General features: G+C 49.5%; 12 protein-coding genes. 11 read left to right on the top strand and 1 reads right to left on the bottom strand.

What is annotated here, in order from left to right; translation table 11 throughout:
- The first annotated feature begins 49 nt into the window (after window positions 1-49).
- From E6W40_RS28580 to rocF, 6 genes are all read left to right on the top strand, one after another.
- Window positions 50-610: a class I SAM-dependent methyltransferase gene (locus tag E6W40_RS28580; protein WP_136609018.1), complete on the top strand. Its 561-nt coding sequence runs from the start codon at window positions 50-52 to the stop codon at window positions 608-610.
- A gap of 190 nt (window positions 611-800) precedes the next feature.
- The gene (locus E6W40_RS28575) at window positions 801-1,391 is read left to right on the top strand and encodes a YdeI/OmpD-associated family protein (protein WP_136609017.1); all 591 of its coding nucleotides are present in this window, start codon (window positions 801-803) and stop codon (window positions 1,389-1,391) included.
- A 196-nt stretch (window positions 1,392-1,587) separates the two neighbouring features.
- Entirely contained in the window at window positions 1,588-2,205 is a 618-nt protein-coding gene (locus tag E6W40_RS28570) for a hypothetical protein (protein ID WP_136609016.1), read from the top strand.
- A 130-nt stretch (window positions 2,206-2,335) separates the two neighbouring features.
- On the top strand, window positions 2,336-2,662 hold the full coding sequence (locus E6W40_RS28565) for a thioredoxin family protein (RefSeq protein ID WP_136609015.1): 327 nt from the start codon (window positions 2,336-2,338) through the stop codon (window positions 2,660-2,662).
- Window positions 2,663-2,858: 196 nt separating this feature from the next.
- Window positions 2,859-4,064: an ornithine--oxo-acid transaminase gene (locus E6W40_RS28560; protein ID WP_136609014.1), complete on the top strand. Its 1,206-nt coding sequence runs from the start codon at window positions 2,859-2,861 to the stop codon at window positions 4,062-4,064.
- Window positions 4,065-4,070: 6 nt separating this feature from the next.
- Window positions 4,071-4,970 carry an arginase gene (gene rocF / locus E6W40_RS28555; RefSeq protein WP_136609013.1) on the top strand — a complete coding sequence of 300 codons (900 nt, stop codon included), beginning with the start codon at window positions 4,071-4,073 and terminating at the stop codon, window positions 4,968-4,970.
- A gap of 151 nt (window positions 4,971-5,121) precedes the next feature.
- Here the strand turns inward: rocF and E6W40_RS28550 are convergent, their stop codons facing one another.
- Window positions 5,122-5,571 (bottom strand): MarR family winged helix-turn-helix transcriptional regulator, encoded by a 450-nt coding sequence (locus E6W40_RS28550; protein ID WP_136609012.1) that lies wholly within the window; start codon window positions 5,569-5,571, stop codon window positions 5,122-5,124.
- Window positions 5,572-6,084: 513 nt separating this feature from the next.
- On the opposite strand from E6W40_RS28550, the gene E6W40_RS28545 reads away from it, so the two are divergent.
- The 5 genes from E6W40_RS28545 (at window position 6,085) to E6W40_RS28525 (ending at window position 12,607) form a co-directional block, all read left to right on the top strand.
- On the top strand, window positions 6,085-6,711 hold the full coding sequence (locus tag E6W40_RS28545) for a TetR/AcrR family transcriptional regulator (RefSeq protein ID WP_136609011.1): 627 nt from the start codon (window positions 6,085-6,087) through the stop codon (window positions 6,709-6,711).
- A gap of 120 nt (window positions 6,712-6,831) precedes the next feature.
- Window positions 6,832-7,428, top strand: a complete 597-nt coding sequence (locus E6W40_RS28540; protein WP_136609010.1) for a permease — start codon at window positions 6,832-6,834, stop codon at window positions 7,426-7,428.
- A gap of 132 nt (window positions 7,429-7,560) precedes the next feature.
- Window positions 7,561-8,853 (top strand): homocysteine synthase, encoded by a 1,293-nt coding sequence (locus E6W40_RS28535; protein WP_136609009.1) that lies wholly within the window; start codon window positions 7,561-7,563, stop codon window positions 8,851-8,853.
- Window positions 8,854-9,098: 245 nt separating this feature from the next.
- Complete coding sequence (locus E6W40_RS28530) at window positions 9,099-10,298, top strand: hypothetical protein (protein WP_136609008.1); 1,200 nt, start codon at window positions 9,099-9,101, stop codon at window positions 10,296-10,298.
- 341 nt (window positions 10,299-10,639) lie between these two features.
- Complete coding sequence (locus E6W40_RS28525) at window positions 10,640-12,607, top strand: heavy metal translocating P-type ATPase (RefSeq protein ID WP_136609007.1); 1,968 nt, start codon at window positions 10,640-10,642, stop codon at window positions 12,605-12,607.
- Window positions 12,608-12,637 lie beyond the last annotated feature (30 nt).

Here is a 12,637-nt window from a genome sequence, read left to right as displayed (position 1 = left end):
CTAGAATGAAATGGTCTGCACAGCATGTACCGATGAGGAGGAAGAATCGATGAACGATAAACGTTTTGACCCGGCACGGATTGCCAAGCTGGACAACCCCGAGCGAAGAAAAAATCTTCCGCCGGAGCAGCTTCTGGATCTGCTCGGTTTAACAGGTAGTGAGGATATTCTGGATGTGGGAGCAGGCGGAGGATACTTTACCTTTCCGGCTGTGGAGAGAACCAGCGGCATCGTGTACGCGCTGGATGCCCAGTCCGCAATGCTGGAATATTTAAAAAGCCGCATGGAAGAGCAGAAGAACAGCCGTATCGAGATCATCGAGGGCGAAGCGGAGCATATCCCGATGGAGGATGAGAAGGTGGATGCCGTCATCTGTTCCATGGTGCTTCATGAAGTGGATCCGCCGGAGCAAGGACTCCGGGAAATCCAGCGTGTCTTGAAAAAGGGTGGTCGTGCGCTGTGCATCGAATGGGAAACCGAGAGTGGACCGCCACAGAACCATCGTATTTCCTCCAGCGAAATGACGCGTGTTTTGGAGGGAATGGGTTTTAAGGTGCTAAGTCGGCAGCCGTGGACGGAAGCGTTCTACAGCATCGTTTTTGAAAAATAGATTTTTCGCTGGCAACGGGCGAACATTCAAAAGAGAGTCCCGCTATTCGGATCGAGTGGCGGAGGCTCTTTTCTTTGTTTTTATCCTTAAAAGTCTTGAAGGCGATAATATATACGGATTAAAATGGTAATTAGTATGGATGGGAGCGGAAAAAGGTAGAACTGTACATAAGGAAGGGAGTCGTGTGAGGATGAAGAAAGCAGAAGGACAAGCGGAATGGCCGCTGCTGTTATGTGAGAGTCAGTCTGACTGGGAGGCTTGGCTGGATCAGAACCATCATCTTTCGAAGGGGGTCAGGCTGCAGATTGCCAAGAAGAATTCGGGGTTTGATTCCGTGAGCTATGACGAAGCGCTGGACAGCGCGATTTGCTACGGCTGGATTGACAGCCGCAAGGAAAAGCTGGATGAAAAAAGCTGGATTCAGCGCTTTGGACCCCGAGGGAAAGACAGTATCTGGTCACAGGTGAACCGGGAAAAGGTCCAGCGTTTGACGGAGGAAGGGCGGATGAAGCCTGCGGGCCTTCAGGCGGTCGAGACGGCCAGAAACAACGGTCGCTGGGAAGCGGCGTATGAATCTCAAAGCCGTAGCACGCTGCCGGAGGAATTGGAGGCCGCCTTTGCCGAGCATCCGGACGCGAAGGCATTTTATGAGACCTTGAACAGCCAAAACAAATTTGCGATCACGTTCCGGATCAAAAACGCGAAGAAGCCTGAGACCCGCAAAAGAAAAGTGGATGAGTTCATCCGCATGCTCGAAAACGGGGAGAAAATATATCCGTAACGTATGAAATGAGGAGAGCGGCCGCATAAAAAAGCGGGGCTTTCCTTTTATGCTTTTACGAGTTATCAGCATAAAGATAAGATCTGCTGAATAAGCTTCAGAGAGCGGAAGGGAAGGCGCCGCAGTTGCAGCAGACAGTTATGGAAAGCAGTCTTGGAGGTTTAACTGCAGCACCCGGGCGAAAGGGGCCATGCGAATGCTGTTGAACATAAGTATATTGATTGTCTTCATTTATACGGTGCTATGCATTATGTTCGTTCAACTTAACCGTCATATTTTGACGAATATGACAGGTATGGTAGTGGCGATGACGACAGGGCTCATGTCGAATTTGACGATTGGCGTCATTCTCGGCATGCTGTTTGCGCAGAGCCTGGTGGTGTCCACTGGGATATCAATCCTCTTTTGCTTCCTGATCGGCTATCTGATCGGCAGACCCTTGAGTCTGCTGGCCGTTGTAGAAGGGATTGGTGGAGGAATCATGGGTGGCGTGCATGGCGCGATGCTGGGAGAGATGATCCCGAAGCGGCAGTGGGATGTCATGCTGTTCATCATGGATGCCATGTTTATTGCGGTAACTGCGCTGGTCATCTACCTGATACATGATCGCAAGCATCGGGAAGGGGAGCCGGTGGCGGCTGTGAGCTCAGTCAAAGAAAAAAGGAGCGCTTTACCAGCGGCACCTGTCCGTACATCCTTCTGGATGATTTATATAGTGCTTCCGGTAGTCATCTTGTGCGTTGCCGCCTGGTTGGGCCACAGTCCTTCCGCAGGCGAACCGCCATCTTCCGGTCATGAAATGCATTCCATGTAATCCTTTTGCAAACCATGTCATAAACGGCTAAAATAAGATAACGGTTCGGGTGTGATGCATGTCATTGCATCCCGAAACCCAAGCTTCTCTAGGAAGCCGCCAAAGACGACGGGTAAAGGGGATAACAGAGATGGAACGTATTCAAACGGAAAAGCAATACGAGGATTTGATCAACCGAGACGGACTAACCGTCATTAAATATGACGCAACCTGGTGTCCGGACTGCAAGACGCTGGACAAATTTCTGCCAGACATCATGGCGAAGCATTCGGATAAAGAATTCTATGCCATGGATGTGGAGCAGTTCGAGGATATCACCAGCAAAAACGATGTGCGCGGAATTCCGAGTCTTCTGGTATACAAGAACGGTGAGAAGCTGGCCCATCTGCACAGCAAATTCGCGAAGACACCGTCAGAGATATCCGAGTATCTGGAAACGCTGGAGTCCAAAAAATAATCTATTGGCGGGGTGAATTCCCGTTTGTAGTGTTTGAATCAAAGAGCACCGATCTTCTTCATGCGGCAAGCGGAGGAAGACGGTGTTTTTTTTGCTGTTTTTTATGTACAAAAATTCACAAATCATGAAATGAGGTTTTCGCCAATAAGATAGGAACGTAGCAGGGTGAAAAGTTTACATGATGGGATGTGCAGCTATGGCCACAACGGAACAAGTCCTGCAAATGATGGAGAGGTACAGCGCGAGTAATTACCTTCCGCTCCCGATTGTCATCGAGAGGGCTGAAGGGGTATGGGTCGAGGATGCGGGAGGCCGTCGTTATCTTGATATGCTGAGCGCATATTCCGCGTTGAATCACGGTCACCGGCACCCCAAGATCATACAGGCGCTGAAAGAGCAGGCGGAGAAAGTGACGCTGACCTCAAGAGCGTTTCATAGTGAGACGCTTGCACAGTTTGTGCGAAGGCTTGCGGAATTTGCCGGAAAAGACAAAATTCTTGCGATGAATTCCGGGGCGGAAGCGGTGGAAACTGCACTGAAAATGGCGAGACGCTGGGCTTACCGGATCAAAGGAGTGGAGGAGAATCGAGCGGAGATCATTGTCTGCGATGGCAATTTTCATGGACGGACATTAACCATTACGTCTTTCTCAACGGAAGCGGCATACAAACAGGATTTCGGTCCGTTTACGCCGGGATTCAAAAGTGTTCCATATGGTGATCTTGAAGCACTCCGGGCCGCAATTACGCCGGATACGGCTGCTTTTCTGGTGGAGCCGGTGCAGGGAGAAGCAGGGATTATCATACCTCCGGAGCGATTTTTATCCGAGGCATATGAGCTTTGCCGCCAGCAGGGCGTGCTGTTTATTGCTGATGAGATCCAGACGGGCTTCGGACGTACGGGCAAAAAATTCGCCTGTGATTGGGAGGCTGTGGTGCCGGATGTGTACATCCTGGGCAAGGCGCTTGGAGGCGGTGTGATTCCAATTTCGGCGGTTGCCGCGGATGATGCAATCATGAATGTTTTCGAACCAGGCTCGCATGGCTCCACCTTCGGGGGTAATCCGTTGGCCTGTGCAGTGGCGCTGGCGGCACTGGATGTCATGGAAGAGGAAAGACTGGTGGAGCGGTCCGAGGAGCTTGGACGTTATTTTATGAAAAAGCTTACATCCATCACGCATCCCGATATTGTTTCAGTCCGTGGACGCGGCCTGTTGATCGGGATCCAGCTCTCCGTGCCCGCAAGGCCATACTGCGAAGCACTGGCAAGGATCGGACTTCTGTGTAAGGAAACGCATGAGACGACCATTCGGCTGGCGCCGCCTCTGGTCATCACGGAAGAAGAGCTGGACTTTGCTCTGAGCCGGATTGAAGAGGTGTTTGCCAGTCAAGGGGAGGCTTGAAGAAGAATGGTTCAGCAATCCATTTCAATCATCCGGGTACCGTTTGGGTTAGGCGCAGGGCGGCCCGGAAGCGAGAACGGTCCGGATAGCATGTTGAAATTCGGCCTGGTGAAAAAGCTGCAGGGTCTTGGATATGAAGTTGAGGCGGATCAATGCATCCGCCTTCCAGATGGTGTCCATTCCCCGGCAGGAACCAAAATGAAGCATTTCGAGGAAGTATTGGCTGTGTCCGGCCAGCTTGGAGAGGCTGTCTACGAGACCGTGGCTGCCGGACATATTCCGCTGGTTCTGGGTGGAGATCACAGTATTGCGATGGGGTCTTTGGCCGGATTAACGCGGCATTACAGCAATATGGGCGTGATTTGGGTCGATGCGCACTCGGATTTGAATACGGAATTGACAAGTCCATCAGGGAACATGCATGGCATTTCCCTTGCGGTCGGTTTGGGACTTTCCCATATCAAGCTCAGGCAGATCGTGGAAGGTGCAATACCCCTAAAACCGGAAAACTGTGTGATTATTGGAGCCAGGGATTTGGATCGGGATGAGAAAGCACTGATCCGTTCCACCGGGCTGACCTGCTTTACTATGCATGAAATTGACCGTCTCGGTATTGAGAAGGTGGTGCTTGAAGCACTTCGAATCGCTGGTAACGGTACCGATGGGGTACATCTCAGCTTTGACATCGACAGCGTTGATCCGATTGAGGCACCAGGTACGGGGACGCCTGTCAGAGGCGGACTCAGCTATCGAGAGGCACATCTTTCACTTGAGCTCCTGAGTGAATCCGGACGGATTACTTCTGCCGAGTTTGTAGAGGTGAATCCGCTCCTGGACCGGAATAATCAGACGTCGAAGCTGGCTGTGGAGCTAATCGGCTCCTTATTCGGCAGCCGGATCCTCTGATATATGACAAAAAGAACAACCTTGTTGCTGCCCTAAAGGCTGGCTACAATGTTGTTCTTTTTCATGATTTAGCGCTCCCGCTGCCGGGTAGCCGTATATTCGGAAATCCGAGAACAATGTCCGCTGAGCGGATGAGAGGGCGGTACGGGATTTATTCGCGGTGTTTCCGCTGGTATTCGATCAATTCGCCCAATTGGCGAATGGTCTCAAGCAGCTCGTCCGTCTCTTCATTTGTAAATTGATCCACCGTTTCAACAATACGTTCCGAGCTCATATCGGACAATTGTTTAAGAACATGCGAGCCTTTACCCGTAATCGTAATGTTCACATAGCGCCGGTCTGCTTCAGAGCGGTTGCGTTCAATCAGTTCTTCTTGTACCAGTTTGTCGCAAATTTGCGTTATAGCGCTTGTTGTTAGACCCGTCACCTTCACGATGTCGGTGCCGCGCTGACTGCCGTTATTTTGCAGATATTGCAGAATGAACGCTTCAGTAGTGCTTAGCTTCATCTGCCGGACAATACCCGTATAGTCAATAAGACGCGGCAGCCTATCCATAAGTTCACAATATCGGTTAGCTAGTTCTTTGGATGAAGAATGCAAGCTAAATCACCCTCCTGCATATAACGGAATGATTGTTAACGTAAAGTAACCCATTAATTCAAATAAGCCTCGTATAGTGACATGGTAGTTGGTAAACAATCGATCGTCAATAATAGTATACGATAAACGCTGCTATTCGTTGCGTGAAGCGGTAAAATAAGTTTTTTTCCTTCGTTTGTACGAGCGCGCGCTTGACAATGTTAGGAAGAAAGAGCTATGCTTTTCTCTGCACTTTTGAAAGGTTAGCTTATATAAATTAAGCTACTACTTATCAATTGATAGAATTATGCAAATTTTTGTATAATTCGGCATCAGCAACTCTCTCAATACTCTCAGGATTCTTTTTTAGGGCAGCCGTTTATGCGGCTGTTTTTTTTGCGCGAAAATCATTTACAATTTTAGGCTGAAAAGGTATTGACTAATAAATAACCATTGGTTATATTATATCCATAATCATAAGTAACCAGTGGTTATTTAAAATAAGCGACGAACAAGAAAGGAATTTCTGACCTAATGCCTAGAAAAAAACATGTTCGTTCGGAGGACACCAAGCGGGATATATTGAACGCTGCCGGCCAGCTGTTTGCAGCCAGAGGATATGATGCAGTAACCATGCGCGAGATTGCCAAGGAGGCAAATTGTTCCCACACGACGATTTACATTTATTTTGAGGATAAGGAGGCCCTGCTGAACCAGCTTTCCATGCCTTCATTACTGGAATTAAAACAGACGATCGGGGATCTGCTGCTGGAAGAAGGGGAACCGGATTCGATTTTAAAACACATCAGTCAGCTGTTTATCCGGTTTTGTCTGCTGAACCGAAATATGTACAGAATATTTTTTGAGATTAAATCCGTTCGTGTGGATGAAGCCGCTCCGGAAATGGAGATTAACCAGATCAGAAATTTGCTGTTCGCTCAGTTGATGCAGGCAGTAAGGAATTGCACGGGCTTACAGGATGGAAGTGAGCGCCTGCTTGCCAGCACCCGTATTTATTTTTACATGCTTCACGGTGTTGTGGGAACCTATCAATATTCCGAGGAGACGGCAGAGGAGCTGTTGCGGCGTCTGGCTGATACCTTTGATGAAGCATTTGAGGTTCTGCTGCTTGGTTTTCGGGAGAAAAAATCAATCGGATAACGGATCCGTAAAGGAGTTGCTCCATATGAGCTTTATCGTACTGGTGATTTTATTCTCGGGAGTCTGTGGTTGGCTTGATTCGCGAATTCCACAGGCAATCCGGAAAGAGGGGGAATAACGATGTTTGCAGGACATTTTGGTCTCGCCGCTGCCGTGAAATCCAGACAGCCTGAGACACCGCTGTGGGCTTTAATGCTTGGTACGCAGCTGCTGGATGTCATTTTTGTGCCTCTGCTTCTGACCGGAGTTGAAACGATCGTTCCCGTGGGGGAAGGAGGATACGGCGCATCGGTTATTCATGCGGATTATACGCATTCCTTGGCCGGAGCATTGCTTATTTCCCTTCTTGCCAGTGTGTTCGCCTGGAAGTTCTGGGGTAAACGGAGTGGGGTTGTGATGGGCACGCTGGTGTTTAGCCATTGGCTGCTTGATTTCTTGGTACACCGCAGTGATCTACCCATATTACCGGGGAACCTTGGGCATTTGCCGTTACTGGGTTTCGGACTATGGAAATGGCCTTATATCAGTATATTGCTAGAGATTCTTCTCATTGCCGCGGGCGCTGTGATGTACTACCGCTCTTTACAGATACGGGCTAAAGCTGGTTTGGGCAGCGCAGCGGGGAATTCACGATCAGGCCGTGCCCTTTGGACGAGTATAATTATGGCTGGACTGCTGGTGTTATCACTGGTATCCGACCTGCTGGGAATTGGCTGACTGCCTAAATCATATTAAATTAATAGGAATTATCATTTTTTACCTTTTCAAACGCTGGGAAGTATGAGAAAATATGAAAAAAATCGCGCGCTAGCGACTATTTTTACATGCGAGAAAAGGGAGGATTTACCCATGTCCAACGAACGCCCATTATCATTTGAAACCTTAGCCGTGCATGCGGGTCAGGAAATTGATCCAACGACGCTTTCACGCGCAGTGCCGCTGTATCAAACGACTTCATACGGCTTCAAAGATACTGATCATGCAGCCAATTTGTTTGCGCTTAAGGAATTCGGCAATATTTATACACGCTTGATGAATCCGACAACCGATGTGTTTGAGCAGCGCGTGGCTGCACTGGAAGGCGGGGTTGGCGCATTGGCGACTTCATCCGGACAGGCGGCGATCACCTTCTCCGTACTGAATATCGCTGGTGCAGGTGATGAGATCGTATCATCCTCCACACTGTATGGCGGCACGTATAACCTGTTCTCTACAACACTGGCAAAGCTCGGCATTAAAGTGCATTTCGTCGATGCAAGCGATCCGGAGAACTTCCGCGCAGCAATCAACGAGAATACCAAAGCGCTGTATGCCGAAACGATTGGTAACCCTAAAGGGGATGTGCTGGATATTGAGGCTGTTGCCAATATAGCTCATGAGCATGGTGTTCCGCTGATCCTGGATAATACCTTCCCAAGCCCGTATCTGCTGCGTCCGATTGAGCATGGCGCGGATGTTGTCGTGCATTCGGCTACCAAATTCATCGGCGGCCATGGTACATCCATTGGCGGCGTGATTGTGGACGGCGGTAAATTTGACTGGGCAAAGAGCGGTAAATTCCCGGGACTGACTGAACCGGATCCAAGCTACCATGGCGTCGTATATACGGAAGCTGTTGGACCAATGGCTTATATTATCAAAGCACGCGTACAGCTGCTTCGTGACATGGGTGCCACGATTTCTCCATTCAACTCATGGATGCTGCTGCAGGGTCTTGAAACATTGCATCTACGCATGGATCGTCACAGTTCAAATGCCCTTAAGGTTGCGCAGTATCTGGAAAGCCACGATGCGGTCGAATGGGTAAGCTATGCAGGGCTTCCGAGTCATCCATCTTATGAGCTGGCACAGAAATATCTGCCTAAGGGACAGGGTGCGATCTTGACGTTTGGTATCAAGGGCGGAAAAGAAGCGGGACGCAAAGTCATCGAGAATGTTAAGCTGTTCTCCCACCTCGCCAACGTAGGCGATTCCAAGTCTCTCATCATCCACCCGGCGAGCACAACGCATCAACAGCTGTCCGAAGAAGAGCAGATTGCAGCCGGTGTCAATCCGGAAATGCTGCGCTTGTCCATCGGTACGGAAGCTATCGATGATATTTTGTATGATCTGGAGCAGGCGATTACAGCCAGCCAGCAATAATATATAAATAAGTGAAGCCAAGGAACCGCTCTGTTGAGCGGTTTTTTTCTTTTTAGTAGATAAGCAGGTTCACGGGAACTCTTATTTCGATTTGTTCGCGGTGTACGTAAGGTCTGAATTTAAGAGAAAAAGGCCAACTACCGCGCAAATTCTGTATATTTCTCACCTGGAGCTAATATTCTGTATGGTAGGGCTCGATGCCAACGGGCTCACTTTTTCCGGGAAAAGAGGGTGGACAGCCAAAAATGAAGAGTGATCGGTGTCAGAAGAACTGCTGCCAAAGCGGCTCCTGCTCTATGTCTGCTTTTGTGGAAACGTTTTATCCGGTAAATCAGCGGGATGAGAGGAAGTCGTTGCAGGATGAAGGGCAGGCACGGGCATGCTCCTTGCCGGAAATCGCTTCGCTTGTGGAGCTGACCCTGATTGGATCCATGACAAAGGAAGAGGCGATTCTCGCGGCGGATCCCTTTTCAATCGGTGCCATTTTGCGGGAGTCCGGACCTTTTTCAAGGGAACAAATGGATCGGGGAGCGCCGGAGCGCTTATTGAAATGGAGCGATGAGGTGCGCAGTTTGAAGATTTTTGCCGAAAATGTGGCTTATCCGCTGGAACAATCAGACTGCTTGACAGGGACGACAGGCTTGCTGCTGCTTCGTGAGGATCATTGGCTCAGAAACGGACATCTCAAAGAAATCTTTGAAGAATGGGCTCTGCAGTACTCTTCCGATCACAGCGGCGTGCAGCATCCAAGTATAGTATTGAGGGAACGGTTGTTATACCGGTGGAAAGGGCATATCGAAACGATGCTTCATCATCTTGATGAAGGGGTGCTGGGTGTTGCTTTGGTGTCTGGTGCTGATCTGACTCCAGAAAATCCACTGGAAGAAGTGTATCTTCTGGATTTGCGTGATATTCAGCTTGAAGCTTTATTCCGTGCGGCACTGGCTTGTTATCGTCAGGGAATGGAGAACCGTTTGGAAATTCTGATCCCGTATCCTGCGGATACAGAGGAATGGACTCATGCATATGAATTGATTGAGCGGGTAGCCGAGGAAACATTATGTCATCAGCGCCGGGCGGTAACTTATAGGATCGGTGCATTGATGAGAGCCGATGTTAGTGAGGGAGTGGCCACGGACCTGGCCCGGTACGCAGATCTGATCGTATTGGACAGCAGTCCACTCAGCCATTCCGGCCATTCATGGTCTGAGAGTATGATCGGGAGCTTAGAAACAAAGGTAGAATCCATACGAAAAGTTAGGCCGCATATCCCGCTTCGTTTATCAGGATTGCAAAATGCGGCTGATCTGCCGGAACTGTACCGAATGGATGTGAATGAGGTCAGCATGCTATCCGAGGGTATAGCCGCATTCCGCTTGGCCGCGGCGCAGTTGGAGCTGCAGGAAGAAGCGGACGGAGCGAATAGATATTATTGTGAAGGATAGAATTTTACATAGACCTGAACATGAGTTATGCACCGGACTTCATTTGTTGGTGTTCAATTGCCTGAATATGAGGGATGCCTTGAACTGCATCTTTCGTATTCAGGTTTTTTTGTGTGTAAGCGTAAAAAACAAGTTTACAATTCATGCAGCCCGGCATATAATATTAGCATAAAGTTGCACTAAGGAAAAACAATTGTATTGATGCAAAAATGATTATCATTCTCAATTGGACGTGGACACGTCCTTCATTAAAACATGCTGCTCCGGCTAATCTGGAGCAGCATGTGCTGTTTTAAGGGTACTAATAATGCTTTTCATTCTCAATTAGGAAGGTGAACCATATGGAAAATATTCAAAAGATCTCAGCCCAAATCGCAAAACAAGGTCCTGCTTCCGGCAGTCTAAAAGAACCGAATCCTAATCGCAAGAGACGTTTCGATATCCAGGGGATGCTGCGCAATCCTGAAATGCAGGCAGCCATACTGAGTGGTGTGCTTATGCTTGGAGGCTGGGCTGCAGGCTACGCCTCAGCCGCGATTTCGGTCGTGCTGTACATTCTGTCCTATGCGGCTGGGGGATGGCTTAAAGCCAAGGAGGGAATGGAGACACTCATCAAAGAGCGGGAGCTGGACGTGAATCTGCTCATGGTAGCTGCCGCGCTGGGTGCTGCCAGTATCGGCTACTGGAATGAAGGGGCGATGCTGATCTTTATCTTTGCGCTGAGCGGCGCGCTTGAAAGCTATACCATGGAGCGGAGCAAAAAAGACATCTCCTCCTTGATGGCCCTTAAGCCAGAACTTGCGCTCCGGATTGAAGATGGCAAAATGGCGCTGGTTTCCATAGATGAACTGAAGGTCAGCGACTTGATTCTGGTTAAGCCAGGCGAACTGATCCCGGCGGATGGGATTATTCATAAAGGATTTTCTGCCGTGAACCAATCCTCGATTACCGGGGAGTCTGTGCCTATGGACAAATCTCAGGGGGATGAAGTATTTGCCGGTACATTGAATGGGGAAGGTGTACTGTATATCGAAGTATCGCAAACATCAGATGCTACGGTGTTTGCGAAAATTATCCGTTTGGTAGAAGAGGCAGAGAATGAGGTTCCACAATCAGAGCGGTTCATGAAGCGCTTTGAAGCGATATATGCCAAAATCGTAGTTGCAGTTACCTTGGTCATTATCTTTGCTGTTCCGTTCGTGCTTGGCTGGAGCTTTGGCACCTCTTTTTATAAAGCCATGGTGTTTCTGGTTGTGGCTTCACCTTGCGCACTCGTTGCCTCTATCATGCCTGCTTTGTTGTCGGCAATCTCTAACCGGGCACGTCGCGGCATCTTGTTTAAAGGCGGTGCCCATATGGAAAATATGGCATTGACCTCAGTCGTTGCGTTTGATAAAACAGGCACCCTGACTGCTGGCGAGCCGCAGGTAACAGACATTATCGCCGCAAATGGATACGACCGTAAGGAACTGCTTGCTGTCATCGCTTCTGTGGAACAGCTGTCGGAGCATCCTTTGGCAAAAGCGATCGTCAGAAAGGCCGAGGAGGAGGAGCTAGAGCTGCTGCCTGCCGAATCGGTGACTTCGGTTACCGGCTGGGGAATGGAAGGAAGAGTGGGGTCAAAGCAGTGGCGGATCGGCAAAACAGATGTGCTGGACCGGATGGATGACTGCAAGGAGTCCGTGTACTGGAAACAGCAGCGCACCGTTCTGGGTGCGGAAGGGAAAACCGTATCAGTTATTTTGGATGGGGAAAGGGTAGCCGGGCTTGTCGCTTTGCAGGATGTGGTTCGTCCTCAGGCTGCGGCTGCTGTGCGAAAGCTCCAAGCCATCGGTGTAAAGGTGGCCATGCTGACCGGTGACCGCAGCGAAACGGCTCAGGTCATCGCCCGGCAAACTGGTGTCGATCTTATTTACTCTGATCTGCTTCCTGAAGAAAAGGTAACGTATGTGAAAAAGCTGCGCGAGGAATACGGGCATGTCGTCATGGTCGGTGATGGTGTGAATGACGCACCTGCACTCGCTACAGCGACCGTAGGGATGGGCATGGGAATGAGCGGCAGCGGCACAGCGCTCGAGGTCGCGGATGTGGTGCTCATGAATGATAACATTGAAGAAATTGCCGGCACAATCAAGCTTGCCCGCCGCGCGCGCCGGATCGTCAAGCAGAACATGGTGTTTGCAATCACCGTTATTGTCCTGCTGATGAGCGGGAACTTTCTGACGGGTATTGCCCTGCCATTTGGCGTAGTTGGTCATGAAGGAAGCACGATTCTTGTCATCCTTAATGCCCTGCGGTTATTAAGATAATCATATGATTTCCTAAAAGAGAGGAACTTT

It is taken from the genome of Paenibacillus dokdonensis (assembly GCF_004916975.1).
GTDB lineage: Bacteria > Bacillota > Bacilli > Paenibacillales > Paenibacillaceae > Paenibacillus_AQ > Paenibacillus_AQ dokdonensis.
The sequence above is the reverse complement of the archived record's forward strand: the minus strand, read 5'-3'. Positions and strand labels throughout refer to the sequence as shown.

Coding starts and splice junctions, on each gene's coding strand:
- E6W40_RS28580 (WP_136609018.1), top strand. CDS start 50: ATGAACGATAAACGTTTTGACCCGGCACGGATTGCCAAGCTGGACAAC.
- E6W40_RS28575 (WP_136609017.1), top strand. CDS start 801: ATGAAGAAAGCAGAAGGACAAGCGGAATGGCCGCTGCTGTTATGTGAG.
- E6W40_RS28570 (WP_136609016.1), top strand. CDS start 1,588: ATGCTGTTGAACATAAGTATATTGATTGTCTTCATTTATACGGTGCTA.
- E6W40_RS28565 (WP_136609015.1), top strand. CDS start 2,336: ATGGAACGTATTCAAACGGAAAAGCAATACGAGGATTTGATCAACCGA.
- E6W40_RS28560 (WP_136609014.1), top strand. CDS start 2,859: ATGGCCACAACGGAACAAGTCCTGCAAATGATGGAGAGGTACAGCGCG.
- rocF (WP_136609013.1), top strand. CDS start 4,071: ATGGTTCAGCAATCCATTTCAATCATCCGGGTACCGTTTGGGTTAGGC.
- E6W40_RS28545 (WP_136609011.1), top strand. CDS start 6,085: ATGCCTAGAAAAAAACATGTTCGTTCGGAGGACACCAAGCGGGATATA.
- E6W40_RS28540 (WP_136609010.1), top strand. CDS start 6,832: ATGTTTGCAGGACATTTTGGTCTCGCCGCTGCCGTGAAATCCAGACAG.
- E6W40_RS28535 (WP_136609009.1), top strand. CDS start 7,561: ATGTCCAACGAACGCCCATTATCATTTGAAACCTTAGCCGTGCATGCG.
- E6W40_RS28530 (WP_136609008.1), top strand. CDS start 9,099: ATGAAGAGTGATCGGTGTCAGAAGAACTGCTGCCAAAGCGGCTCCTGC.
- E6W40_RS28525 (WP_136609007.1), top strand. CDS start 10,640: ATGGAAAATATTCAAAAGATCTCAGCCCAAATCGCAAAACAAGGTCCT.